The 23,995-nt window shown below is 70.5% G+C and carries 19 protein-coding genes and 2 tRNA genes; 11 read left to right on the top strand and 10 right to left on the bottom strand.

Annotation, left to right across the window (positions count from 1 at the left end; all coding sequences use genetic code 11):
* Positions 1-116: 116 nt before the first annotated feature.
* A tRNA-Pro gene (locus tag CP970_RS28740) sits at positions 117-193 on the bottom strand.
* Between the two features lie 154 nt (positions 194-347).
* Between CP970_RS28740 and CP970_RS28735 the strand changes: the two genes are divergently transcribed.
* The 3 genes from CP970_RS28735 (at position 348) to CP970_RS28725 (ending at position 3,600) form a co-directional block, all read left to right on the top strand.
* A tRNA-Gly gene (locus CP970_RS28735) sits at positions 348-418 on the top strand.
* 400 nt (positions 419-818) lie between these two features.
* Positions 819-2,207 (top strand): family 2B encapsulin nanocompartment shell protein, encoded by a 1,389-nt coding sequence (locus tag CP970_RS28730; RefSeq protein WP_150494100.1) that lies wholly within the window; start codon positions 819-821, stop codon positions 2,205-2,207.
* Positions 2,194-3,600 carry a cysteine desulfurase gene (locus CP970_RS28725; protein ID WP_150494098.1) on the top strand — a complete coding sequence of 469 codons (1,407 nt, stop codon included), beginning with the start codon at positions 2,194-2,196 and terminating at the stop codon, positions 3,598-3,600. Before CP970_RS28730 ends, CP970_RS28725 begins: the two co-directional genes overlap by 14 nt.
* A gap of 48 nt (positions 3,601-3,648) precedes the next feature.
* Here CP970_RS28725 and CP970_RS28720 read toward each other — a convergent pair whose 3' ends face one another.
* Positions 3,649-3,843: a hypothetical protein gene (locus CP970_RS28720; protein WP_055553784.1), complete on the bottom strand. Its 195-nt coding sequence runs from the start codon at positions 3,841-3,843 to the stop codon at positions 3,649-3,651.
* A gap of 610 nt (positions 3,844-4,453) precedes the next feature.
* Between CP970_RS28720 and CP970_RS28715 the strand changes: the two genes are divergently transcribed.
* Positions 4,454-5,650 (top strand): acyltransferase family protein, encoded by a 1,197-nt coding sequence (locus CP970_RS28715; protein ID WP_055553779.1) that lies wholly within the window; start codon positions 4,454-4,456, stop codon positions 5,648-5,650.
* Positions 5,651-5,656: 6 nt separating this feature from the next.
* Here the strand turns inward: CP970_RS28715 and CP970_RS28710 are convergent, their stop codons facing one another.
* From CP970_RS28710 to CP970_RS28695, 3 genes are all read right to left on the bottom strand, one after another.
* A complete protein-coding gene (locus CP970_RS28710) occupies positions 5,657-6,121 on the bottom strand; it encodes an HD domain-containing protein (protein WP_055553781.1) in 465 nt (154 codons plus the stop codon).
* An 86-nt stretch (positions 6,122-6,207) separates the two neighbouring features.
* Positions 6,208-8,661 (bottom strand): ABC transporter permease, encoded by a 2,454-nt coding sequence (locus CP970_RS28700; protein WP_055553661.1) that lies wholly within the window; start codon positions 8,659-8,661, stop codon positions 6,208-6,210.
* Positions 8,661-9,491, bottom strand: coding sequence for an ABC transporter ATP-binding protein (locus CP970_RS28695; protein ID WP_055553659.1), 831 nt, complete (start codon positions 9,489-9,491; stop codon positions 8,661-8,663). Before CP970_RS28695 ends, CP970_RS28700 begins: the two co-directional genes overlap by 1 nt.
* Positions 9,492-9,796: 305 nt before the next feature.
* On the opposite strand from CP970_RS28695, the gene CP970_RS28690 reads away from it, so the two are divergent.
* Positions 9,797-11,056 (top strand): cation:proton antiporter, encoded by a 1,260-nt coding sequence (locus CP970_RS28690; protein ID WP_055553657.1) that lies wholly within the window; start codon positions 9,797-9,799, stop codon positions 11,054-11,056.
* Between the two features lie 53 nt (positions 11,057-11,109).
* Here the strand turns inward: CP970_RS28690 and CP970_RS28685 are convergent, their stop codons facing one another.
* A complete protein-coding gene (locus tag CP970_RS28685) occupies positions 11,110-12,285 on the bottom strand; it encodes a PP2C family protein-serine/threonine phosphatase (protein WP_055553655.1) in 1,176 nt (391 codons plus the stop codon).
* A gap of 152 nt (positions 12,286-12,437) precedes the next feature.
* Here CP970_RS28685 and CP970_RS28680 point away from each other — a divergent pair, with 152 nt between their 5' ends.
* The gene (locus tag CP970_RS28680; RefSeq protein WP_055553653.1) at positions 12,438-13,667 is read left to right on the top strand and encodes a GNAT family N-acetyltransferase; all 1,230 of its coding nucleotides are present in this window, start codon (positions 12,438-12,440) and stop codon (positions 13,665-13,667) included.
* Positions 13,668-13,749: 82 nt separating this feature from the next.
* Here the strand turns inward: CP970_RS28680 and CP970_RS28675 are convergent, their stop codons facing one another.
* On the bottom strand, positions 13,750-14,565 hold the full coding sequence (locus CP970_RS28675) for an Fpg/Nei family DNA glycosylase (RefSeq protein WP_055553651.1): 816 nt from the start codon (positions 14,563-14,565) through the stop codon (positions 13,750-13,752).
* Positions 14,566-14,652: 87 nt separating this feature from the next.
* On the bottom strand, positions 14,653-15,138 hold the full coding sequence (locus tag CP970_RS28670) for a ribose-5-phosphate isomerase (protein WP_055545383.1): 486 nt from the start codon (positions 15,136-15,138) through the stop codon (positions 14,653-14,655).
* Positions 15,139-15,343: 205 nt separating this feature from the next.
* On the opposite strand from CP970_RS28670, the gene CP970_RS28665 reads away from it, so the two are divergent.
* Both CP970_RS28665 and CP970_RS28660 read left to right on the top strand, forming a co-directional pair.
* Positions 15,344-16,810: an amino acid permease gene (locus CP970_RS28665; protein ID WP_055545384.1), complete on the top strand. Its 1,467-nt coding sequence runs from the start codon at positions 15,344-15,346 to the stop codon at positions 16,808-16,810.
* A 163-nt stretch (positions 16,811-16,973) separates the two neighbouring features.
* Positions 16,974-18,302, top strand: coding sequence for an FAD-binding oxidoreductase (locus tag CP970_RS28660; RefSeq protein ID WP_079043343.1), 1,329 nt, complete (start codon positions 16,974-16,976; stop codon positions 18,300-18,302).
* Between the two features lie 19 nt (positions 18,303-18,321).
* Here CP970_RS28660 and CP970_RS28655 read toward each other — a convergent pair whose 3' ends face one another.
* On the bottom strand, positions 18,322-18,900 hold the full coding sequence (locus tag CP970_RS28655) for a biotin transporter BioY (protein ID WP_055545385.1): 579 nt from the start codon (positions 18,898-18,900) through the stop codon (positions 18,322-18,324).
* A gap of 273 nt (positions 18,901-19,173) precedes the next feature.
* Between CP970_RS28655 and CP970_RS28650 the strand changes: the two genes are divergently transcribed.
* From CP970_RS28650 to CP970_RS28640, 3 genes are all read left to right on the top strand, one after another.
* Positions 19,174-20,613 (top strand): amino acid permease, encoded by a 1,440-nt coding sequence (locus tag CP970_RS28650; RefSeq protein ID WP_055545386.1) that lies wholly within the window; start codon positions 19,174-19,176, stop codon positions 20,611-20,613.
* A gap of 146 nt (positions 20,614-20,759) precedes the next feature.
* Positions 20,760-22,187 carry an amino acid permease gene (locus tag CP970_RS28645; protein ID WP_055545387.1) on the top strand — a complete coding sequence of 476 codons (1,428 nt, stop codon included), beginning with the start codon at positions 20,760-20,762 and terminating at the stop codon, positions 22,185-22,187.
* A 213-nt stretch (positions 22,188-22,400) separates the two neighbouring features.
* Positions 22,401-23,051 carry a superoxide dismutase gene (locus CP970_RS28640; protein ID WP_055545388.1) on the top strand — a complete coding sequence of 217 codons (651 nt, stop codon included), beginning with the start codon at positions 22,401-22,403 and terminating at the stop codon, positions 23,049-23,051.
* A gap of 155 nt (positions 23,052-23,206) precedes the next feature.
* Here the strand turns inward: CP970_RS28640 and CP970_RS28635 are convergent, their stop codons facing one another.
* On the bottom strand, positions 23,207-23,854 hold the full coding sequence (locus tag CP970_RS28635) for a mycothiol-dependent nitroreductase Rv2466c family protein (RefSeq protein WP_055545389.1): 648 nt from the start codon (positions 23,852-23,854) through the stop codon (positions 23,207-23,209).
* Between the last annotated feature and the right edge of the window lie 141 nt (positions 23,855-23,995).

The raw sequence follows: 23,995 nt of genomic DNA, 5'->3' as shown, positions 1-23,995 counted from the left end.
GACTTCTTGGGACTGCCCGGTTGAGAGACACACGGGCACACAGCTTGCATAGTAACGGCAAGCGGGAGTCGAGCCACAATGCGATCTTGTGGAGAGAAACGCGGAGAGATGCAAGGTGGTCGGGGTGGCGGGATTTGAACCCACGGCCTTCCGCTCCCAAAGCGGACGCGCTACCAAGCTGCGCCACACCCCGTCGGTGCGACACGTAGGGTACATGCCCGCAGGCAGTGCGGCTCCCGGATAAACGGGGACCGTACGAGGGGGGATGGTGAAGGGGGTGTGCGACAAGCCCCGTCGACCCGCTACGATGCCTGTCGTACCGCGGCTCCGGCCGTGGCGCGAACCGTGCGGGCGTAGCTCAATGGTAGAGCCCTAGTCTTCCAAACTAGCTACGCGGGTTCGATTCCCGTCGCCCGCTCTGAACGAAGAACCCCAGCCCTCCAGGGTCTGGGGTTCTTCGCGTTCCCGGGCCTTCCCGGGCCTTCCCGGTCCCTTCCCGGTCCCTTCCCGGATCCCTTCCCGGATCCCTTCCCGGGCCCCTTCCCCGGTCCGGCCATAACGGGATCTTTCAGGGGCGCATAGCCCACCCTCAGGGACGTATCGGGTCGGATACCGGCCGGTGGGGGCGGGTGGCGCCGGAGCCGGATCGGCTGCCTGGCCGCTCAGTGGGGGCGGGCCCGTTCCCCGTGCGGCGGTTTTGCGCCTGGCCTATGCCAAGGCCGTCACGGGACCCCTTGTGGTCCGGGACGCGCCGACCGGACGATCGGTCCCCTTCACCCGTCCTCTCCAGCCGTCCGCACGGCCCCCCGGAGGTTCCGATGACCGACCGACTCGCTCTCAGCCCGGATGCCGCACGGCAACTGGCGACCGCCACCAAGACCGTCCCGCAGATGCGCGGCATCACGCCCCGGTACCTGCTGCGCGCCCTGCCCTGGGTGGACCTCGACTCCGGTGTGTACCGCGTGAACCGGCGCCGCACCTTCGTCCTCGGCGACGACCGCATCAGCACCTACGACGACAACGGCAGTCCCCGCGTCGTCGCCGGGGACTTACGCGAGGTGCCGTACCTGTGCGAGGCCGACGACGCCCTGCTCGCCGAGCTCGCCGACGCCTTCACCGAGGTGTCCTTCGAGGCCGGGCAGGTCATCGTGCAGGAGGGCGACGCCGCGGACCGGCTCTGGGTCATCGTCCAGGGGCGCGCCGAGAAGCGGGTGACCGGGCGGTACGGCGAGGACGCGCTGCTCGAGGTGGTCGGGGACGGGCAGTTCTTCGACCTCGGCGCGTGGAGCAGGTCCGAGCCGATGCCGTACCGCGTCCAGGCGCTCACCCGGGGCACGGCGCTCTGTGCCGAGCGCAGCGCTCTCGCGGCACTCGCGGACCGTGACCAGGCGCTGGGCGCCGAGCTCGCGGCGTTCAACGCGAGCGACGCCGCGATGGCGGGCTGCGAGGTCCCGGTGGACTGCTCGTCGGGGCACGTCGGGGAGGTCGATCTGCCGGGGACGTACGTCGACTACGAGGCCGCGCCCCGTGAGTACCACATGACGCTCGCCCAGACCGTGCTGCGCGTGCACACCCGCGTCGCCGACCTCTACAACGGACCCATCGACCAGACGCGCGCGCAGGCGAACCTGACCATCGCCGCGCTGCGCGAGCGGCAGGAGTCCGCGCTCCTGAACCACCCCGAGTTCGGCCTGTTCCACAACGTCTCCCCCGGCCAGCGCGTGCAGGCGCGGACCGGCGCGCCCACCCCCGACGACCTGGACGAGCTGCTCGCCAAGGTCTGGAAGCAGCCCGGCTACTTCCTCGCGCACCCGAAGGCGATCGCCGCGTTCGGCCGCGAATGTACGCGCCGGGGCGTGCCCCCGGTGATCGACAACCGGTTCGGCAGCCCGCTGCTCACCTGGCGCGGAGTGCCGCTGCTTCCGTCGGACAAGGTGCGGTTCACCAACGGCGGCGGCCTCCACACGGGCACCACCGAGATCCTCCTGATGCGGATGGGCGAGGCCGAGCAGGGCGTGGTCGGGCTGCGGCCCGCCGAGGTCGCCGACGAGGCCGAGCCGGGCCTGTCGATGCGGAACATGGGCGTCGACAACAAGGGCATCACGTCGTACCTGATGACGGCGTACTTCAACACCGCGGTCCTGGTGGAGGACGCCATCGCCGTCCTCCAGAACGTCGAGGTGGCCAACTACCATGACTATTCCTGACGTTCAGGGTTTCGGCCCCGGGCTGACGGCGCTCACCGAGGCCGTGCCGACGACGGCACAGGCGGCACAGGCGACACCGGCAGCACCCGCCGCACTCCAAGCCCCGGTGCCCACAACGGTTCCCGCGGAGCCCGTCGCTCCCGCCGAACCCGCCCTGCCCGCCCTCTCGCCGCCCGGCGCCTTCTCCCCCGAGGCGGCCCGCAGGGACTTCCCGATCCTGCACCGCTTGGTGAACGGGCAGCCGCTCGTCTGGCTCGACAACGCCGCCACCACGCAGAAGCCGCGCCAGGTGATCGAGGCCCTCACCGCCTACTACGGCGTCGCCAACTCCAACATCCACCGCGGCGCCCACACCATGGCCCGCGAGGCGACGGAGATGTACGAGGCGGGGCGCGCGGCGGTCGCCTCGTTCCTGGGGGCCGAGGGGCCCGAGACCGTCGCCTTCGTGCGCGGCACCACCGAGGCGATCAACCTGGTGGCCCAGAGCTGGGGCCGGGCGAACCTCGGGCCAGGGGACGACATCCTCGTGCCGGTCCTCGAGCACCACTCGGACATCGTCCCCTGGCAGTTGATCGCCAAGGAGACGCGCGCCCGGGTGGTCCCCGTGCCGCTGGACGAAGCGGGGCAGATCGACCAGGCCGCGTACGCCGACCTGCTCTCCTACCGGACCAGGATCGTCGCGATCAGCCACGCGTCGAACGTCCTCGGCACCGTCCCGCCGGTCAAGGAGATGGCCGCGCTCGCGCACCGCTACGACGCCAAGGTCCTGGTGGACGGCGCGCAGGCGGTCGCCCACATGCCCGTCGACGTACAGGACTTGGGCGCGGACTTCTACGCCTTCTCCGGGCACAAGCTGTTCGGCCCGACGGGCATCGGCGCCCTGTACGCACGCCCTGAGGTGATGGCGGCGATGAAACCGTGGCAGGGCGGCGGCAACATGATCGAGTCCGTCTCCTTCGACCGGACGACGTTCGCGCCGCCACCGCACCTCCTGGAGGCGGGGACCGGGCACATCTCCGGGGTGGTGGGGCTGCTCGCCGCGCTGAACTGGCTGACGTCCTTCGACAGGGAGGCCGTCACGGCGTACGAGAACGCGCTCATGGCGTACGCCGAGCAGGCCATGGCCACCGTGCCCGGCCTCTCCCTGATCGGGGCGGCGCCCGAGCGGATCGCGGTGCTGACCTTCACGCTCGCGGGGCACGACCCGGCGACGGTCGCCGACTGGCTGGACCGCGACGGCATCGCGGTCCGCGCGGGACACCACTGCGCGCAGCCCGCGCTCGCGCACTACGGCCTGGAATCGGCGGCGCGCGCCTCGCTCTCGCTCTACAACACGTCGGAGGACGTGGACCGCCTGGTGGCCTCGCTGCGCGGGCTCCAACAGGCGTCCTGAGCAACACCCTTGGGGGCAGGGCGCGCCGACCGTCCTCCCCCAAGGGCCTCAGAAGCTGATCGAGTTGATGGTCTGCGCCAGTTCGTTCAGGAACCTGTTTATGGATGGCGCCATCCCGGTGGAGGCAAGGAAGAAGCCGAAGAGCACCGCGACGATCGCGGGGCCCGCCTTGAGTGATCCACTGCGCATGAGCACCACAAGGATGATCGCCAACAGCAGTACCACTGACAGCGAAATGGCCACACTGATCACACCCTAGGTCGGTCGCTCTCCCGGCCCGGGGGGTACGACCCCGCACACCCCCGCCGAGACCATCGTGCCACCAACACGCCGCCGGTATGCGGCCGGTGACACATCGTCGGCCACCGCTTCGCGGGGCGCGCACGCGGGGGTGCCCAGGGGGCGCGGGAGCGGAGCGTCGCCGTGCGGCAATTCGGTGGGTTCCGGGGGCCACAATTTCGGCTTGATCGTTTCCATCGCCACACACCACGTTCGCAGGAAATTCGAATTGTTGCCGCGCGCACATCTCGGGCCTTGAATTCTCCGACGATACGGACATTTCACCAGAGTCGCCCGAGGGTGTTATGCACCATTTAAACCGGATGAGTTGTGACGTACGGGACAAGATACGGCCACATCTCTTTGTCGACTCTCAGTGATTCCTGGGTACCCGGAGGTGATAGCCAGACCTGATATGCGGGATTCCCAGGTGGATTGAGTTGAGAGAAGTGACGAGGGTTTTACGAATACACCGCCGCGCCGCTAGGGTGCCTCAGATGTTCCACGCTGCCACCACCCCCGCAGGCGCAGTGCGGTCCCGGATCGTCTCACCGAGTCATCGGCGGGAGGGCCTGTGACCAACTCGGTGCATCCGCACGGACACCGGACGCCGCTCCCCCCGGTCCAGGCGCCGGCGTCCGGAGTCCCCACTCCCCGCGCCCATCCGACCCCGCAGGCCGCGACCGCTCCCCCCACCCCGGCCGACGGCACCGCCAAGGGCGCGCCGAAACCCGCCAAGCAGCGCGACGCGTTCTTCGACAACGCCAAATACCTGGCGATCGTCCTCGTGGCGATGGCCCACTCGTGGGAACCGCTGACGGATCACAGCCGCACCGCCGAGGCGCTGTACATGACCGTCTACACCTTCCACATGCCGGCGTTCATCGTGATCTCCGGCTATTTCTCCCGCAGTTTCGACATGCGGCCCGACCGCCTCAAGAGGCTCGTGACCGGTGTCGCCGTGCCGTACGTCATCTTCGAAGTGGCGTACACGTTCTTCAAGCGGTGGGCCGATGACGACCCGACACAGCCAATCAGCCTGCTCGACCCCTGGTACCTCACCTGGTTCCTGGTCGCGCTCTTCGTGTGGCGGCTCACCGTGCCGCTGTGGAAACTGGTGCGCTGGCCGGTGCCGCTCGCCCTCGCCGTGGCGACGCTCGCCGTGATCTCGCCGGACATCGGCGACGACCTCGACCTGCAGCGCGTCCTGCAGTTCCTGCCGTTCTTCGTGCTCGGTCTGTGCATGAAGCCCGAGCACTTCCAGTTGGTGCGCCGCCGCGAGGTGCGGATCCTGTCCGTGCCCGTCTTCGCGTGCGCCCTGCTGCTCGCCTACTGGGCGGCCCCCCGGATGTCCTCCGTGTGGTTCTACCGCAGGGACAGCGCACAGGAGTTGGGCTTCCCCTGGTGGATCGGCGTCATGATGACGCTGGCGCTCTTCGGCTGCTCGGTCATCCTCACCGCGTGCTTCTTCGCGTGGGTGCCGCGCCGCAAGATGTGGTTCACGGTCCTCGGCGCGGGCACGCTCTACGGCTACCTGCTGCACGGCTTCCTCGCCAAGGGCTCGCGCTTCGGGGGCTGGTTCGAGGAGTACGCGTGGCTGCACAAGCCGGCCGGTGAGATCTTCGTGACCGTGGTCGCGGCGACCGTGGTGACGCTGCTCTGCACTCCTCCGGTGCAGCGGATGTTCCGCTTCGCGATGGAGCCCAAGATGGAGTGGGCCTTCAAACGGGACGCGGCACAGCTCGCCAGGGAGCGGGCCAAGTCCTCCTAGGCCCTTCTAGCCGAGGGGCCCTCGGATCCCCAACAGGGCGCGCATGACGGTGTACTTCTCCGTCAGGCGCGCCCTTGTCGTCGCGTCGAGGACCGCGAGCCGGGCGGGGTCCGCGTTGTGTGCCAGGTCCGCCTCCTTGACGAGGCGGGCCCCCTCCGTGGCCAGGATGCGCTCGGCGTACGCCTCCTTGGGCTCGCCCGCGCGCTTGGTGAGGGCCAGGACGATGGCCTTCGTACGAGGGGTCAGCGCGGCCCGCGCCAGCCACTGCTCCGAGAGGGCGTCGTCCTCGACCGCGTCGTGCAGCCAGGCCGCGGCGATCTGTTCCTCGTCGCCGCCGCGGGCGCGGACTCCGTCGGCCACGGCCTGGAGGTGTTCGGCGTAGGGGCGGCCCGCCTTGTCCGTCTGGGCGGCGTGGGCTCGTCGTGCCAGGGCTTCCACTTCGGCGAGCGGGAGGACGGGGGCGGGGTTCATGGGGAGGATTCTTTCCCCCACCCCGCCCCTTCCCGAAACCGGGGCTCCGCCCCGGACCCCGCTCCTCAAACGCCGGAGGGGCTGAATCACGTGGCCCTCAGCGCCGCCCGTGCCGGGATCGTCGCCGACGCCAGGCCCAGGCCGAGGATCGCGGCCACGAACGAGCCGTAGACCAGCGGCGGGATGTACGGGGATTCGCCGGTCAGGCCCTTCATCATCGGGATGAGCGTGGCCAGGGCGATGCCCGAGCCGATGACGATGCCCGCGACGGTGACGATCAGCGCCTCCCAGCGGATCATCCGCAGCACCTGGCCGCGCGTGGAGCCGATCAGGCGCAGCGTGCCCAGTTCGCGGCGGCGGTCGAGGACCGTCATCACCAGGGTGTTGACCGCGGCGATGGCCGCGAAGCCGCCGAGTACGGCCGCCATCGTGGTGTTCGCCCAGGCGTTGAGCTCGTTGTCCAGGGACTTGGCGGTGGCGTAGCCCTCGCGGTCCTTGAGGGTGCCGAGGCCGGAGAGCGCCTGCGCGGAGCCGCCCCTGGTCCAGATCTCGGTGGCGAACGACGAGGTGACGTGCGGCTTCAGGTCGGTGGCGGACATCGTCACCTGGGAGAGGCCGAGCCCGCGGCCGTACGTCGCCACGATCTTCGGCGATGCCTTGGTGCCGTCGGGCAGGCGCAGGTCCAGGCGGTCGCCGGTCCCGACGTGGGCGGAGCGGGCGAGCGAGGCGTCGACGGCGATCTCGCCCTTGCCGAGCCGCACGGTGCCCGTCTCGACCTTCAGGTCCTGGACCTTGGCGAGGTCGGCGGCCGAGCCCGTGATGCCCTGGGTGGCGGCCGACTGCAGCCAGCGGTCGCCGCCCGAGCCGACCGGGACGAGCACGGACGTCTTGAGCAGTCCGACGGCCGAGGTGACCCCGTCCGCCGCGGCCGCCCGGCGCACCGCGCCGGGGGCGAGGCCGCCGTCGGAGCTGATGATGTGGTCCGCCGTGATGCCCGCGCGCTGCTGGTCGGCGGCGACCCGCTCCTGGCTGGTGTGCATGAACACGAGGACGGAGGAGAAGGCCATGGCGAGCACGATGGGGGTGATCGCGGAGGCCATCCGGCGGGAGTTGCTGCGGGAGTTGGCGGCCGCGAGCGAGGCGGAGGCGCCCGCGCCGCGCAGCGGGAGGCCGAACAGGGTGGCGCAGCCGCGGGCCACCAGCGGGCCGAGCAGGGCCACGGCGAGCATGAAGAGCATGACGACGCCGAGCGCCGCGTTCGCCGCGTCGTCGCCGGTGTTGCTCGCGGCGAACCCGGCGAAGACCGTGCCGCCAGCCGCGGCGGCGATGCCGAGCGGCGTGCGGATCCAGCCGAGCCCGGCCCGCTCCACGGAGGCCTCGCTGAGCGCCTGGCCCGGCTTGATGCGGGAGGGGCGGCGGGCCGCCATGTATCCGGCGCCGAGCGCGGTGAGCAGGGCGACGCCGACGGCGGTGCCGAGCGGGATGGCGGAGATGGAGAGGTCGACGGCCTCGGGGATCGCGCCCTTCTCCTTCAGCTGCCCGAACCACCAACGGGCCAGGGCGATTCCGGGCAGCACGCCGACCGCTCCGGCGAGCGGCGCGACGAGCAGGGTCTCGGTGGCGATGGTGCGGCGGATCTGGCGCGGGGTGGTGCCGATGGCCCGCAGGAGCGCGTACTCGCGGGCGCGCTGGCCCACCGAGAGCGCGACGGTGCCGGCCGCGGTGAACACGGCGGTCAGGGCGGCGATGCCGCCGAAGGAGCCGCCGAGGCCGGTGAGCATTTCCTTGGCGTAGGCGAGCTCCGAGCCCTCGGCGGCGCTGCGGTCGTCGCCGGTGTGGACGTCGGCCTTGCTGCCGACCGCGTGCGCGACCTGGGACTTGAGGGTGTCGGCGGAGACGCCCGCCTTGGGCAGGACGGCGATGGCGTCGATCTTCCCCGGGTGTCCGGAGACGCGTACGGCGTCGGAGTCGGTGAACCAGGCGGTGGCGGCGCCCCGCCCGGCCTCGACGGTGCCGGACACGCGGAAGTCGCGCGGTCCTGCCGCCGTGGTGAGCGTGGTGCGCTCGCCGACCGAGGCGCCGGGTGCGGCGAGGACGACCTCGCCGGGTCCGGGCGCCCGGCCCGAGGCGAGCTTCTCGCCGGTGAAGGCGGTGGAGCCCCAGCCGTGCGCGGTGACGTTCTTGTCGCCGGACCGCACGGGGAAGGTGACGTCGGCGACGGCGGTGCGCGCGCCGGGCACCGAGGCGGCCTTGGCCACCAGGGAGTCGTCGATCCGCGCCCGGTCGGGCAGCGGCGTGTCGCTCTCGGACCTGCTGTCGCCGCTGCCGGTGACGAAGTGGACCGACTGGTCGGCGGCGGCCACCACGGGGGCGCCCGCGTAGCGCTCGGTCGGCACGGAGGCGCGCAGGCCCGTCTCCAGGAGGATGCCGCAGGCGGCCACGATCAGCGAGGCCATCATGAGCGCGACGAACGTACCGGCGAACGCGGCGGGCTTGAAGCGGACGGCCGCGCGGGCCAGACCGTTGGGTGTGTAGGCCATTACGCCGCCGCCCTCGCGTAGGCCGGGGCGGCGGTCAGCGTCGTCATGCGGCCCGCGATCTGCTGGGCGGAGCCGCCCTCGATGCGGTCGACGATGGAGCCGTCGGCGAGGAAGAGGACGCGGTCGGCGTAGGCCGCGGCGGACGGGTCGTGGGTGACCATGACGACGGTGGCGCCCATGCCGTCGACGGCGGAGCGAAGGAGGCCGAGCACCTCGGTGGCCGTGGTGGTGTCCAGGGCGCCCGTCGGCTCGTCGGCGAAGATCACGTCGGGCTCGGTGACCAGGGCGCGGGCGATGGCGACGCGCTGCTGCTGGCCGCCGGAGAGCTGTCCTGGACGGCGGCGGCCCTTGTCGCCGAGGCCGACGCGGGTGAGCATCTCGGCGGCCTTGCGGCGGTCGGGGCGGTGGCCCGCGAGGCGCATCGGCAGGACGACGTTCTGTTCGACGGTCAGCGAGGGCAGCAGGTTGAAGGCCTGGAAGACGAAGCCGAGGCGGGTGCGGCGCAGCGCGGTCAGCTTGTTCTCGCTCATGCCGGTGATCTCGGTGCCGCCGAGGTGGACGGTGCCCGAGCTCGGCCGGTCGAGTCCCGCGGCGCACTGCAGGAAGGTGGACTTGCCGGATCCGGAGGGGCCCATGACGGCGGTGAAGCTGCCGCGCGGCAGGGCCAGGTCGATGCCCGCGAGGGCGTGCACGGCGCCGGAGCCCCGGCCGTACTGGCGGCGGACACCGCGCAGTTCGACGGCCCAGTCACCGGGCCGGGTGGTCGGCATGGCGGGCATCGGTACCGCCCCCGCGCCGTCTTCGGTCCGGTTCTTCCGTCGCAGCCCCATGGCTGTGCCCGCCTTCCGTTCGTACGTCGCTGATCGGTGTCCCTGCTGGGGTCCCTGATCGATGTCTCGAACGTACGGATCCGGGGGTGGTGCTGACCATGAGGTCGGCTGGCGAACCCGGGGTGGGGAGAACCCCACCACACGTCTTCAGAAGTCGCCCATCAGATCGTTTGGTAACCTAAGTATTGACGCGTTCTTGACGCTTCCTTTGCTCTATTTCTCATGCCCTGACGACATGCCCTGACGACTCGTACCGACCAAACAGGAGGAACGGGCCCATCGGACACGCAGACACCTTGATAGCCATGGGCGGCGCTTTTCTCGCCGCCGCCGTGCTCGCCCGCCTGGGCGGCCGCATCGGTCTCCCCACCATTCCCCTCTTCATCCTGGCCGGGATACTCCTCGGCCCGCACACCCCCGGCGTGGTCCTGGTCTCCGACCCCCACGACCTGGAAATGCTCTCGGCGCTCGGCCTGGTCCTGCTGCTCTTCTACCTGGGCCTCGAGTTCCACATGGACGACCTCAAGACGGGCGGTCGCAAGATGGCCGTCGCCGGAGGCATCTACCTCGCCCTGAACGTCGGCGCCGGCCTGGGCTTCGGATTCGCGCTCGGCTGGGGCACCTCCGAGGCCCTGGTCCTCGCCGGAGTACTGGGCATCTCCTCCTCCGCGATCGTCACGAAGGTCCTCGTCGACACCGGCAGGCTCGGCAACCCCGAGACCAAGCCGATCCTCGGCATCATCGTGGTCGAGGACATCTTCCTCGCGCTCTACCTCGCGGCGCTGCAGCCGATCCTGTCCGGCGCGGACAGCCTCTCCGCCGCCGTGATGGACGGCGGCAAGGCCTTCGGATTCCTGCTGCTCCTGGCCCTCGTGGCGCGCTTCGGCACCCGGGTCATCGGACGGCTCTTCGACACCAAGGACGACGAGTTGCTCGTCATCTCCTTCCTCGGCGTCGCGGTCTTCGTCGCCGGGGTCTCCGAGTGGTTCGGGGTCGCGGACGCGATCGGCGCGTTCATGGTCGGCCTGATGCTCGGCAGCACGGCGTCCGGCGACCGCATCCGCACCCTGGTGCACCCGCTGCGCGACGCCTTCGGCGCGATCTTCTTCTTCGCCTTCGGGCTCTCCATCGACCCCGGCGACCTGCCGGTCGTCCTGTGGCCGGTCCTCGCGGCGGTCGCGCTGACCCTGCTGATGAACGTCCTCGCGGGACTCGGCGCGGCACGCGTGTACGGCTTCGGCGCGGGCCCCGCGGCGAACATCTCCACGACGCTGCTCGCCCGCGGCGAGTTCGCCCTGATCCTCGCCACGATGGCAGCGGGCGCGGGCCTCGACTCGCGCCTCTCCCCCTTCATCGCGGGCTACGTACTACTGCTCGCGGTCCTCGGACCACTGGCCGCGGGCCGGTCGGAGTGGCTGGCGCGGATCCTGCCGGGGGGCCGGGACCTCGCGGTGGCGGGGGGACCTGGTCTGTCTCCGGCAGCAGGGACATCGGCCCCAGGGACATCGATCCCGTCGGACCGGTCAGAGAAGGCCGAACGCGCCTCGGCGAACAACCTGCCGTAGGCGAAGCTTTCAGAAGGGCGCGGGCAGTGACTGTCCGCGCCCTTCGCCCGCGTTCACGCCTCCCGGCAGATCAGCAGCAGCGCCCTGTCGTCGTTCACGTCCTTCGCGACCGCCTCGATCAGGTGCCAGGCGGCGCCGTGGAAGCCCCCGGCCACATACCGGTCGGCCTCCCCCGTCAGCCGGTCCATGCCCTCGGCGATGTCGCGGTCGGAGGTTTCCACCAGGCCGTCCGTGAAGAGCATCAGGACGTCGCCGGGGCGCAGCAGGCCCTTGACCGGGTCGAACTGTGCTCCGTCGTAGACGCCGAGGAGCGGTCCCTGGCCCGCCTTCTCCTCCCAGCGGCCGCTGCCCGCGCTGAGCTGGAGGCCCGGCGGGTGGCCCGCGGAGAAGAGTTCGTAGTCGCCGGTCTCCAGGTCGAGGACCAGGTGGATGGAGGTCGCGAAGCCCTCGTCCCAGTCCTGGCGAAGGAGGTAGCCGTTGGCTGCGGGCAGGAAGGCGTGCGGGGGCAGTGAGCCGAGCAGGCCGCCGAAGGCGCCGGACAGGAGCAGGGCGCGGGAGCCCGCGTCCATGCCCTTGCCGGAGACGTCGGTGAGGACGACCTCCAGGGTGCGGCCTCCGTTGGTGCGGGCCGCGACCACGAAGTCGCCGGAGAAGGACTGGCCGCCGGCCGGGCGCAGCGCCATCTCGCGGTGCCAGCCGCGCGGCAGCTTCGGCAGCTTGCTCTGTACGCGGATGCGTTCGCGCAGGTCGAAGAGCATGGTGCCGCCGCCGCGCCAGGGCACCCCGACCCGGCTGCGGAACTGGGCGATGACCAGGCCGAAGAATCCGCAGGCCGCGACCACGAGGACCACGCCTGGGGTGACCCGGGACGGCCCTTCCGTGTACGGGCCCAGCTTCACCGACTCCACGATCAGGGCCACCGCGGAGGCCGCGTACAGGCCGAGCAGGCTGGCGGGGCGGAGCAGCAGGCCGCCCGCGACGATCGGCAGGACGAGCGCGGCGGGCGAGAACCACACGTTGTTGACGATCGTGCAGCAGGTGATCACGGGGATGGTCAGGAGCAGACCGGCCAGGGCGACCCAGTCGGAGCCGTCGCCGCGGAAGTAGTCGACCCCGGATTTGCGCAGGCCGATGCGGGCCCGGTGCAGCCGTTTCTTCATCCGGGCCGTGAACGTCTCGGCTTCCGCACGACGCTCGCGTCGTCCGCGCCCCTGCTCTCCTACAGCCATTGCTCGTGGACCCTATCCAGCGGGCCGGGCACTTCGCACGGGAGGTCCCACTTGTCCCCCGTCAGGGGCATGCCGGAAACCGGCACGAACGCGACTTTCGGACTCGGTAAATCCTGTCGCACCGGTGTGTACCGCGCTGGTAGGGATGGCATATGACGACAGACGTGCGGATGCTCGACGAAGGCGACTGGGACACGTGGTACGGGGCGCTGGACGTCGCGTTCGGCGGGGTCCCCGAGTCGCCCCAGGAACAGAAGCTGTGGCGCGAGCTGATCGAGCTCGACCGCTCGTTCGGCGTGTGGGACGGGGCGTCGTGCGTGGGGACCGCGGCGGCTTTCAGCTTCCGGCTCTCCGTGCCCGGCGGCGCCCTGGTGGACGCGGCGGGCGTGACCATGATCAGCGTCGCGGCCACGCACCGGCGGCGCGGCATCATGACCTCGATGATGCGCAGGCAGCTCGACGGCCTGCGCGCGGGCGGCGAGTCCCTCGCCGTGCTCACGGCGTCGGAGCCGATGATCTACGGCCGGTTCGGGTACGGGGCGGCCACCCAGCAGCTGAAGGCCACCATCGACACGACCCGGGTGCGGCTCGCCCTGCCGTCAGGGGCGGCGGACGTACGCCTTCGGTACGCGAAGCCCACCGACGTCCACGAGGCGTGCGAGGCGCTGTACGCGCGCCGGGTCGGTGAGCGTCCGGGGCTGCTCGCCCGGCAGCCCGGCTGGGAGCGGCTCGGCCTGCTCGACCCGGCGTCCGACCGCGGCGGCGCCTCGCAGCTGCAGTGCGTGGTCGCCGAGCAGGACGGGGAGCTCGTCGGGTACGTGCGGTTCGCCGTCAAGCCCGAATGGGAGTGGCAGGGGCCCAAGAGCACGGTCCTGCTGCGCGATCTGGAGGCCGTCGACCCCGCGGCGTACGCGGCGCTGTGGCAGTTCCTCTTCGACATCGACCTGACGTCGTCGGTCGTCGCGCGCAGCCGCCCGGTGGACGACCCGCTGCTACAGCTGGTCTCGGACGTGCGCCGGTGCGACATCGCGGTGCGGGACTCGCTGCACGTGCGGCTCGTGGAGGTCGGCGCGGCTCTGGAGGCGCGCACCTATCAGGCCCCCGTCGACGTGGTGTTCGAGGTGACGGACGCCTTCTGTCCCTGGAACGAGGGGCGTTGGCGCCTCACGGGTGACGCCAAGGGCGCGTCGTGCGAGCGCACCCACGACCCGGCCGATCTCGCGCTCTCCGTACGGGAGTTGGCCGCGGCCTACCTCGGTGGCACCTCCCTGGTCTCGCTCGCGGGAGCGGGCCGGGTGCGGGAGTTGCGCGGCGGCGCGTTGGCTGAGGCGTCGCTGGCCTTCGGGTCAGCCAGTGCGCCGTGGCTGCCGCATGGCTTCTAGCCGAGGGCTTTGAGCTGGGGCTTTTGCTGCGGGTGCGTCGTGGCTGGGCGCGCTGTTCCCCGCGCCCCTTACGGGACACTCCTTACGCGCGCTGGCAGGTCGGGCACCAGAAGAGGTTGCGGGCGGCGAGGTCGGCGGTGCGGATCTCGCCGCCACAGATGTGGCAGGGCAGGTTCGCCCTGCGGTAGACGTACACCTCGCCGCCGTGATCGTCGACGCGCGGCGGGCGGCCCATCTCCTCGGGGGTGTGCTCGGGCCTGACGGTGTCGATCCGGTTGAGGCGGACGCCCTCGCGCATCAGCTCCACGAGGTCCTGCCAGATCGCCGCCCACTGGCGCTGGGTGAGGTCCTTGCCCGGGGTGTACGGATCGATGCCGTGCCGGAAGAGGACCTCGGCGCGGTAGACGTTGCCGACGCCCGCGATGACCTTCTGGTCCATCAGGAGCGCGGCGACGGTCGTACGACTGCGGGAGATCCGCTGGTACGCCTTGTCCGGGTCGTCCGCCGCGCGCAGCGGATCCGGGCCGAGCCGCTCGTGTATCGCCCGCTTCTCGTCGTACGTGATGAGGGCGCAGGTCGTCGGGCCGCGCAGGTCGGAGTAGTACGCCTCGTTGAGCAGGCGGAGGCGGACGGTGTCCGTGGGGGGCGGGGCGGGGCACTCGCCGATGGTGTACTTGCCGAAGAGGCCGAGGTGGATGTGGATCCACTCGGCACCCCCTTCGCCGAACCCGAGGAAGAGGTGCTTGCCGTGGGCCTCGGCGGTCTCCATCGACCTGCCGTCGACGAGGGCGGCGCTGTCGCTGAACTTGCCCTGCGGGCTGCGTACCGTCGTCGTCTTCCCCGCGAACCGTTCCCTGTGGTCCTGCGCGAGCCGATGAATGGTGTGCCCCTCGGGCAAGGGTCCCTCCGAGAATGAGTGCGGAGGGGCTGAATGTTCAGCCCCTCCGGCGTTTGAGGAGCGGGGTCCGGGGCGGAGCCCCGTGGGTTACGACTGGGGGTGGTGCGCGGGGATCGGGGGCAGCTCCCCGGACTCCTCATAAGCCGACAGCATGTCGATGCGGCGAGTGTGCCGCTCCTCGCCCGAGTACGGCGTGCTCAGGAAGATCTCGACGAACTTGGTCGCCTCCTCCTCCGTGTGCATGCGGCCACCGATCGAGACGACGTTCGCGTCGTTGTGCTCGCGGCCGAGCGCCGCGGTCTGCTCGCTCCAGGCCAGCGCCGCGCGGACGCCCTTGACCTTGTTCGCGGCGATCTGCTCGCCGTTCCCGGAGCCGCCGATGACGATGCCGAGGGCCTCCGGGTCCGCGGCCGTGCGCTCCGCGGCGCGCAGGCAGAACGGCGGGTAGTCGTCCTGGGCGTCATAGATGTGGGGCCCGCAGTCGACGGGCTCGTGGCCGTGGCTCTTGAGCCATTCGACCAGGTGGTTCTTGAGTTCGTAGCCGGCATGATCCGAGCCGAGGTACACGCGCATGGGTCCGAGTGTGGCACGTCGCGGAGGGGGTAGCCGCGACCGGGCAGGACCTTGATCTTGCCGAGATGTCGACGTGACGTCTCGGGCGCTGACCTTGGTCCAGGCCATTGGCCTGAATACAACGATCCGGATTCAGGACTTCCGTCCCGTTCACCCCTGAGTTTGAATGCGGGGGCTCGAGACCCGAGAACTTAAGGATTCGTCAATGACCTCGCAACCCTCCCTTGCGAAGGCAGACAGCGGCACCGCATCCCCTGGGGATCCGCAGTCTGGCCACAACGGTGACAACGGTGACGGCCTGCAAGCGGGTCTCAAGAACCGCCACCTCTCGATGATCGCCATCGGCGGCGTGATCGGCGCCGGGCTCTTCGTCGGCTCCAGCTCCGGCATCGCCGCCGCGGGGCCCGCGATCCTCATCTCGTACGCCCTCGTGGGCACGATGGTCGTCCTCGTGATGCGGATGCTCGGCGAGATGGCCGCCGCACGGCCGACCTCCGGCTCCTTCTCCACCTATGCCGACCAGGCGCTCGGCCGCTGGGCCGGTTTCTCCATCGGCTGGCTCTACTGGTTCTTCTGGGTCGTCGTGCTCGCGGTGGAGGCCACCGCGGGTGCCGTCATCCTCAACGGCTGGATACCCGCCGTCCCGCAGTGGGGCTGGGCGCTCATCGTGATGGTGGTGCTCACCGCCACCAACCTCGTGTCGGTGGGCTCCTACGGCGAGTTCGAGTTCTGGTTCGCCGGGATCAAGGTCGTCGCCATCGGCGGCTTCGTGATCATCGGCCTGCTCGCCGTCTTCGGCGTGCTGCCCGGATCGGACAACCCCGGCGCCGGATTCGCGCACCTCACCGACGCGGGCGGCTTCATGCCCAAGGGCGCGGGCGCCATCCTCACGGGTGTGCTCATGGTCGTCTTCTCCTTCATGGGCTCCGAGATCGTGACGCTGGCCGCCGGTGAGTCCGAGGACCCGCAGCGCGCCGTCACCAAGGCGACCAACAGCGTCATCTGGCGCATCGGCGTCTTCTACCTGGGCTCGATCTTCGTCGTCATCACCCTCCTTCCGTGGAACGACAAGTCGATCGCCAAGGACGGCAGCTACGTCGCCGCACTGAACTCGATCGGCATCCCGCACGCCGGTCAGGTCATGAACGTCATCGTGCTGACCGCCGTGCTCTCCTGCCTCAACTCCGGCCTGTACACCGCCTCCCGCATGGCCTTCTCGCTCGGTCAGCGCGGTGACGCGCCCAAGGCCTTCGCGCGCACCAACAAGCGGGGCGTGCCGCAGGCCGCGATCCTCGGCTCGGTCGTCTTCGGTTTCGTCGCCGTCTGGTTCAACTACCAGTGGAAGGACACCGTCTTCGACTTCCTGCTCAACTCCTCGGGCGCGGTGGCCCTGTTCGTCTGGCTGATGATCGCGTTCACGCAGCTGCGGATGCGCGGGATCATCCTGCGCGAGGAGCCGGAGAAGCTCGTCGTGAAGATGTGGCTCTTCCCGTACCTGACGTGGGTCACGATCGCGATGATCTCGTTCGTGCTCGTCTACATGCTCACCGACGAGGCCGGGCGCAAGCAGGTGCTGCTCTCGCTCCTCGCGGCCGCGTTCGTGGTCGTCTTCTCCCTGGTCCGGGAGAAGATCCGGCCCAGGGACGAGGTCCAGGAGCAGGTCGACGCCTGACCCTCGGCACCCTTTTCGTACGGCTTCGTACGGCGCCCCCGCGGAGTTCTCCGCGGGGGCGCCGTCGTGTCCGGGCGCGGGCGCCGGAAAAGTTGACGGCAGGTGTCAGGTTATTGCGGGATGCTCCGCCACGTCAGGCACCGCAGCACAACGGAGGCTTCCCGTGGACTTCACCGCACAGCGACTCGTCTTCCGGCCGGGAGACGCCGGGTACGACGAGGAGATCGCCGGGTTCCAGACCGGTTTCGCGACGCGGCCCGCGATCGTGTTCGGCGCGCGGAGCACCGACGACGTGGTCGCCGCCGTGTCGTACGCCGCCGCGCACGCCCTGCCCATCGGCGTACAGGCCACCGGGCACGGCCTGCCCGCGGCCTCCGAGGGCGGCGTCCTCGTCAGCACGCGGCGGATGGACTCCGTGCGCGTGGACGCCGCGGCGCGCACCGTCACCGTCGGGGCGGGCGCCAGGTGGGGGCAGGTCGCCGAGGCCGCCGCGCCGCACGGGCTCGCCCCGCTGAACGGCTCGGCGCCGGGCGTGGGCGCCGTGTCGTACACGCTGGGCGGCGGACTCGGCATCCTCGGCCGGGAGTTCGGGTACGCGGCCGACCACGTCCGCTCGCTCGACGTCGTCACCGCGGACGGCACCCCGCGCCACGTCACGGCGGACGGCGAACCCGAGCTGTTCTGGGGGCTCCTCGGCGGCGGCGCGAACCTCGGTGTGGTCACGGATCTCGAGATCGACCTGGTGCCGGTGGCCAGGCTGTACGGCGGGGCGATCGCGTTCGACGGGAGCGCGAGCGACCCCGCCGCCCTGCTGCGCGGCTACGAGGCGTGGACGCGGACCCTGCCCGACGAGCTGACCTCGTCCCTCTCGGCGCTCGTCTACCCGGACCTGCCGCAGCTCCCGCCGCATCTGCGCGGCCGCTATCTCGTCTCCGTCCGGGTCGCGTTCACCGGCACGGCGGCCGAGGGCGAGCGTCTGGTGGCGCCGCTGCGGGAGCTCGGGGACGCGGTGTCGGACACGCTGCGGGAGATGCCGTACGCCGAGAGCCACACCATCCACAGCGACCCGGACTTCCCGCACGCGTACTACGGGGACAGCGTGGTCCTGAGCGGCCTGGACGTCGCGGCGGCCGGTGAACTCCTCGCCCTGACGGGGCCCGCGGCGGACGCGATGCACGTCGTCCAGATCAACCAGCTGGGCGGGGCGCTCGCGAGGCCCGCGCAGAACGCGGTGCCCTTCCGTGACGCGGGCTGGCTGATCCGGATCCTGTCGCCGCTCGACGGCACGGACGTCGCGGCCGCGCGGACCGTGCACGCGCAGGCGTTCGGACTAGTGGCGCCGCAGACCCTCGGGCGCTCGCTCAACTTCGCCTTCGGCGGCGGCGATCGGCCCGACGGGCTCTACGACCCGGAAACGCGGAAGAGGCTCGCCGAGTTGAAGGCCACGTACGACCCGGCGAACCTCTTCAGGCGGAACTACGACGTCAGTTGACGCCCGCGCGTCCGACCGCTCAGCGGTCGAGGAACTTCCACGCCGTGGGCAGCGCGCCCATCGCGAGCGCGGCCTTCAGGGCGTCGCCGATCAGGAAGGGGGTGAGCCCCGCGGCGACGGCCTGGGTCATCGACATGCCGGTGGCGGCGGCCAGGTAGGGGACACCGACCGCGTAGATGATCGCGGAGCCGAGCACCATCGTGCCCGCCGTGCGCAGCACGGAGCGGTCACCGCCGCGGCGGGCCAGCGAACCGGCCACGGTGGCGGCGAGCAGCATGCCGAGGACGTAGCCGAGGGACGGCGCGGCGACGCCGGAGCCCGCCTCCGCGAACCACGGCATGCCCGCCATGCCGACGAGGGCGTACACCGCGAGCGAGAGGAAGCCCCTGCGGGCGCCGAGCGCGGTGCCCACGAGCAGCGCGGCGAAGGTCTGCCCGGTCACCGGCACCGGGGAGCCCGGCACGGGCACCGCGATCTGGGCGGCGATCCCGGTGAGCGCGGCGCCGCCGAGCACGAGGGCGGCGTCCTTCACGCGGGACGACGGGAGCAGGTCGGCGAGGACCTGGCCGGGGCGGACATGGGCGGCGGCGATGCTCATCGGGACTCCGCTGGGACGAGGGCAGGTGGGACCTGCCGACGCTATCCCAGGCGGACGCGGCGCGACACGGTGTCCGGCCGACAAGCCAGGGGCGGGGCCTTGGTGGGCTCTGCACAAAGGAGCCTCTGTACACCTCGCCGGGCGTGATGCGCGTCACTGAGGTCGGCGGGTGGGTGCCCCGTTTTGCACGAAGGGCGACCGCCCGGGGAGACTGTAGGTTCCCGCCAAAGCTTCGCCGGAGCTTTGCTGATCCCGAGAGCAGCACTGAGCACCATGCACGAGCCCGGAACCGTCGCGGCCGCCACGGCCACGCCCCTCGGGGAAGAGAACGAACCGCTCGCGGGCGGCCTCAAGCAGCGCCACCTCACCATGCTCGGGCTCGGCGGGGTCATCGGGGCCGGGCTGTTCGTCGGTTCGGGCGCCGGGATCGCGGTCGCGGGGCCCGGCATCGTCGTGTCGTACCTGATCGCGGGCGCGCTCGCGATGTGCGTGATGCGGATGCTCGGCGAGATGTCCGCGGCGATGCCCGCGTCAGGATCCTTCTCGGTGCACGCGGAGCGCGCGCTCGGCCGCTGGGCCGGGTTCAGCGTCGGCTGGCTCTACTGGTTCCTGCTCGTGGTCGTGCTCGCCGTGGAGGCGACGGGGGCCGCGCAGATCGCCAACGGGTGGGCGCCCGGCGTCCCCCAGTGGGCCTGGGTGCTGATCTTCATGCTGGTCTTCACCGGCGCCAACCTGGCCGCGGTGAAGAACTTCGGCGAGTTCGAGTTCTGGTTCGCGACCCTGAAGGTCTGCGCGATCGTCGCGTTCCTGGTGCTCGGCCTCCTCGCGGTCTTCGGGGTGCTGCCCGCTGGGTCCAATTCCTCTGGGGACCCGGTCGGCTTCACGCATCTCACCGGCGACGGGGGCTTCCTGCCGCACGGCTGGTCGGGCGTGATCTCCGGAGTGCTCGCCGTCGTCTTCGCGTTCGGCGGCCTGGAGGTCGTCACGATCGCCGCCGCCGAGTCCGACGACCCGGTGCGTTCGGTGGCCCGCGCGGTGCGCAGCGCCGTCTACCGCATCCTCTTCTTCTACGTCGGGTCGATGCTGATCATCGTGACGGTGCTGCCGTGGACGGCGCAGAAGGCGGGCATCAGTCCGTACGTCACCGTGCTCGACTCGATCGGGGTGCCGTCCGCCGGGACGATCATGAACATCGTGGTGTTCGTGGCGCTGCTCTCGGCGCTCAACGCCAACCTCTACGGCTCCTCCCGGATGATCTTCTCGCTCGCCGAGCGCGGCGAGGCCCCCAAGTCCCTGCTCAAGCTGTCGGGCGGCGGGGTGCCGCGCCGCGCGGTGCTCGCCTCGGTGGCCTTCGGCTTCGTGTCGGTCGTGCTCAATCTGAAGTGGCCCGACTCCGTCTTCCTCTACATGCTCAACTCGGTCGGCGCGGTGCTCCTGTTCGTCTGGGCGCTGATCGCCATCTCCCAACTGCGCCTCCGTCGGCGCATCGAGCGCGAGGCGCCGGAGCGGCTCGTCCTGCGGATGTGGGCGTTCCCGTATCTGACGTGGGCGGCGCTCGCGGCGATGGCCGTCGTGCTCGGCCTGATGGTGACGGACGACGGGGCGCGGCCGCAGCTCCTCTGGTCGGCGGGGGCGACGGGGCTCGTGCTCGCGATCGCGGGGCTGCGGGAGTGGCGCCAGAGGCGCGTGAACCGCACGTCGAGGCATTTGTGAACCGCGCGTGAACTTGACGTGCCCATTGCTTCACAAGGTGTGAGCGTCGTGTCCGTATAGCGGTCAGCTGTTCCCTGTCACCGGTACCGGACCTCAGACTGTGGGCCGCTCGCTCCCCCGTCTCGGCTACTGAACAGGGCACGCCCATGTCTCGGACGTCCACCCCGCAGGACCCAGCACCCGACGCAGCACCCGACGCACCCAAGACCGACTCCCCCCTGGTGCACGGCCTCAAGCAGCGACATCTCTCCATGATCGCCCTCGGCGGCGTGATCGGGGCGGGCCTCTTCGTCGGCTCCGGGGCGGGCATCGCGGCCGCCGGGCCCTCGATCGTCCTCGCCTACGCGATATCCGGCGCGCTCGTCATGCTCGTGATGCGCATGCTGGGCGAGATGTCGGCGGCGAACCCGGCGTCAGGATCCTTCTCCGTGCACGCCGAGCGGGCGATCGGCCCCTGGGCGGGCTTCACCGCGGGCTGGGGCTTCTGGTTCCTGCTCTGCGTCGCCGTCGGTCTTGAGGGCATCGGCGCCGCGAAGATCATGGTGGGCTGGTTCCCGGACAGCCCCGAGTGGGCCTGGGTCGCCCTCTTCATGCTGGTGTTCTGCGGCGCCAACCTGACGGCCGTGAAGAACTTCGGCGAGTTCGAGTTCTGGTTCGCCGCGCTCAAGGTCGGCGCCATCACGCTCTTCCTCGGCATCGGCGTCCTCGCGATCCTCGGCATCCTGCCGGGATCCGACGTGTCGGCGCCCGGTACCGACAACCTCACCGGCGTCGGCGGCTTCATGCCGAACGGCACCGACGGCCTGATCATCGGCCTCCTCGCGTCGGTCTTCGCGTACGGCGGTCTGGAGACCGTCACGATCGCCGCCGCCGAGTCCGAGAACCCGGTCAAGTCCGTCGCCAAGGCCGTGCGCACCGCGATGTGGCGCATCGCCCTCTTCTACGTGGGCTCGATGCTGGTCGTCGTCACGCTGCTGCCGTGGGACGACAAGGAGGTCGTCGCGAAGGGCCCGTACGTCGCCACGCTCAACCACCTCGGCATCCCCGGCGCCGGGGAGATCATGAACGTGATCGTCCTGATCGCGCTGCTCTCCGCGATGAACGCCAACATCTACGGCGCGTCGCGCATGTCGTACTCGCTGATCGAGCGCGGCATGGGCCCCAAGGCGCTCGGCAAGGTCTCGGGCGGCGTGCCGCGCCTCGCGGTGCTCGCCTCCTCGGTCTTCGGCTTCGTCTGCGTGCTGCTCAGCTACTGGCGCCCCGACGACGTCTTCCCCTGGCTGCTCAACATGATCGGCGCGATGATCCTGGTCGTCTGGATCTTCATCGCCGCCTCGCAGCTGATCCTGCGCCGCAGGACGGAGCGCGAGGAGCCGGAGAAGCTGGTCATCAAGATGTGGGCGTACCCGTTCCTGACCTGGGTGGCGCTTGCCGCGATGGCGTACGTGTTCTACCTGATGACGGAGCAGCCGGACACCCGCAAGCAGCTGCTCGCCACCGGCGCGCTGACGCTGGCGCTCGCCGTGATCGGGATCGTGCGGCAGAAGGTGGCGGAGAAGCGGGCGGCGGGCTAGCCCTCGCCCCCCCCCGACCTGGAGGAGCCCCGGACCAACTGGTCCGGGGCTCCGTCGCATCCGTGGATATTCCCGTGCGGACCTAGGACGAAGGGCTGATCAACTTCGCGTACCTCCTGCTGCTAGCCTGCACTTGCGAATGGGTTGCAATAACTTGGGCAACGCAGCGCACTAAGCGCACTACAGCAGAGCAGCAGTCGGAGGGCTCGGATCATGGCCATTTACACGCTTCCTGAACTTCCGTACGACTACGCGGCGCTCGAACCGGTCATCAACCCCCAGATCGTCGAGCTGCACCACGACAAGCACCACGCGGCGTACGTGAAGGGCGCGAACGACACCCTTGAGCAGCTGGAGGAGGCGCGCGACAAGGAAACGTGGGGCGCGATCAACGGCCTGGAGAAGAACCTGGCCTTCCACCTCTCCGGCCACATCCTGCACAGCATTTACTGGCACAACATGAACAGCCCCAAGGACGGTGGCGGCGGCGAGCCGCTGGCCGCCGACGGCGTCGGTGACCTGGCGGACGCGATCACCGAGTCCTTCGGCTCCTTCGCCAAGTTCAAGGCCCAGCTGACCAAGGCGTCGGCGACCACGCAGGGTTCCGGCTGGGGTGTGCTCGCCTACGAGCCGCTCAGCGGCCGCCTCATCGTCGAGCAGGTCTACGACCACCAGGGCAACATCGGCCAGGGTTCGACGCCGGTCCTGGTCTTCGACGCCTGGGAGCACGCCTTCTACCTGCAGTACAAGAACCAGAAGGTCGACTTCATCGAGGCCATGTGGCAGGTCGTCAACTGGCAGGACGTGGCCAAGCGTTACGCGGCCGCGAAGGAGCGGGTCAACAGCCTGCTGCTCGCCCCGTGAGCCACGGCTGTCGTCCGCTCCCCCGGTGACAGCCGATGAACGCCCCGCCTCGTGATCGTCTTCTCAACCTTCGCTGAGGCAGGCGGATAGAGGAAAGGCCCCCGTGAGGACATGACTCACGGGGGCCTTTCGGTGCGTTCGCCGCGGCAGCGGGGTCACGCGAAGTCGGGCCCTGCCGTCCGCGTCCGCTTGATCTCGTAGAAGCCCGGCGTGGACGCCACGAGCAGTGTGCCGTCCCAGAGCTTCGCCGCGGCCTCGCCCTTGGGGGCCGGGGTGACGACCGGGCCGAAGAAGGCGATCTGCTCGCCGTCGGCGCCGGGGACGGCGATGACGGGCGTGCCGACGTCCTGGCCGACCTTGTCGATGCCCTCCTTGTGGGAGGCGCGCAGCTCGGCGTCGTAGGTGTCCTTGCGCGCGTACTCGATGAGGTCGGCGGGCAGGCCCACGTCCGCGAGGGCGCCCGCGATGCTCTCGTCGGTCACGCCCTGGCCGCGGTTGTGGATGCGCGTGCCGAGCGCGGTGTACAGCTTGCCGAGGACCTCCTCGCCGTGCAGCTCCCGCGCGGCGATGGCCACCCGGACCGGGCCCCAGGACTTGCCGCCGGGACGCATGTTCTCGGCGTACTGCTCCGGCAGCTCGTCGAGCTTGTCCTCGTTCAGTACGGCGAGGCTCATCACGTGCCAGCGGACCTCCACGTCGCGGACCTTCTCCACCTCGAGCATCCAGCGCGAGGTCATCCACGCCCAGGGGCACAGCGGATCGAACCAGAAGTCGACGGGGGTCTTGCTGCCGTTCTCGGACATGTCTCTCCCTAGGGAATCCGTTCGCATCTGGCCGGGAGAACGTCGGTGGCGCATCGGGGCATTCCCGGATGTCGGCCGCGGACGGCACATGCGAGGATCGTAGACATTCGTACGAGTCATGCGAGTCACAAGGGAGTGCCG

Source organism: Streptomyces kanamyceticus, assembly GCF_008704495.1.
GTDB lineage: Bacteria > Actinomycetota > Actinomycetes > Streptomycetales > Streptomycetaceae > Streptomyces > Streptomyces kanamyceticus.
The sequence above is the reverse complement of the archived record's forward strand: the minus strand, read 5'-3'. Positions and strand labels throughout refer to the sequence as shown.

Excerpts from the sequence above, each read along its gene's own strand:
- CP970_RS28730 (WP_150494100.1), top strand. The coding sequence starts at position 819 with ATGACCGACCGACTCGCTCTCAGCCCGGATGCCGCACGGCAACTGGCG.
- CP970_RS28725 (WP_150494098.1), top strand. The coding sequence starts at position 2,194 with ATGACTATTCCTGACGTTCAGGGTTTCGGCCCCGGGCTGACGGCGCTC.
- CP970_RS28710 (WP_055553781.1), bottom strand. The coding sequence starts at position 6,121 with ATGAACCCCGCCCCCGTCCTCCCGCTCGCCGAAGTGGAAGCCCTGGCA.
- CP970_RS28700 (WP_055553661.1), bottom strand. The coding sequence starts at position 8,661 with ATGGCCTACACACCCAACGGTCTGGCCCGCGCGGCCGTCCGCTTCAAG.
- CP970_RS28695 (WP_055553659.1), bottom strand. The coding sequence starts at position 9,491 with ATGGGGCTGCGACGGAAGAACCGGACCGAAGACGGCGCGGGGGCGGTA.
- CP970_RS28690 (WP_055553657.1), top strand. The coding sequence starts at position 9,797 with ATGGGCGGCGCTTTTCTCGCCGCCGCCGTGCTCGCCCGCCTGGGCGGC.
- CP970_RS28685 (WP_055553655.1), bottom strand. The coding sequence starts at position 12,285 with ATGGCTGTAGGAGAGCAGGGGCGCGGACGACGCGAGCGTCGTGCGGAA.
- CP970_RS28680 (WP_055553653.1), top strand. The coding sequence starts at position 12,438 with ATGACGACAGACGTGCGGATGCTCGACGAAGGCGACTGGGACACGTGG.
- CP970_RS28670 (WP_055545383.1), bottom strand. The coding sequence starts at position 15,138 with ATGCGCGTGTACCTCGGCTCGGATCATGCCGGCTACGAACTCAAGAAC.
- CP970_RS28665 (WP_055545384.1), top strand. The coding sequence starts at position 15,344 with ATGACCTCGCAACCCTCCCTTGCGAAGGCAGACAGCGGCACCGCATCC.
- CP970_RS28655 (WP_055545385.1), bottom strand. The coding sequence starts at position 18,900 with ATGAGCATCGCCGCCGCCCATGTCCGCCCCGGCCAGGTCCTCGCCGAC.
- CP970_RS28650 (WP_055545386.1), top strand. The coding sequence starts at position 19,174 with ATGCACGAGCCCGGAACCGTCGCGGCCGCCACGGCCACGCCCCTCGGG.
- CP970_RS28645 (WP_055545387.1), top strand. The coding sequence starts at position 20,760 with ATGTCTCGGACGTCCACCCCGCAGGACCCAGCACCCGACGCAGCACCC.
- CP970_RS28640 (WP_055545388.1), top strand. The coding sequence starts at position 22,401 with ATGGCCATTTACACGCTTCCTGAACTTCCGTACGACTACGCGGCGCTC.
- CP970_RS28635 (WP_055545389.1), bottom strand. The coding sequence starts at position 23,854 with ATGTCCGAGAACGGCAGCAAGACCCCCGTCGACTTCTGGTTCGATCCG.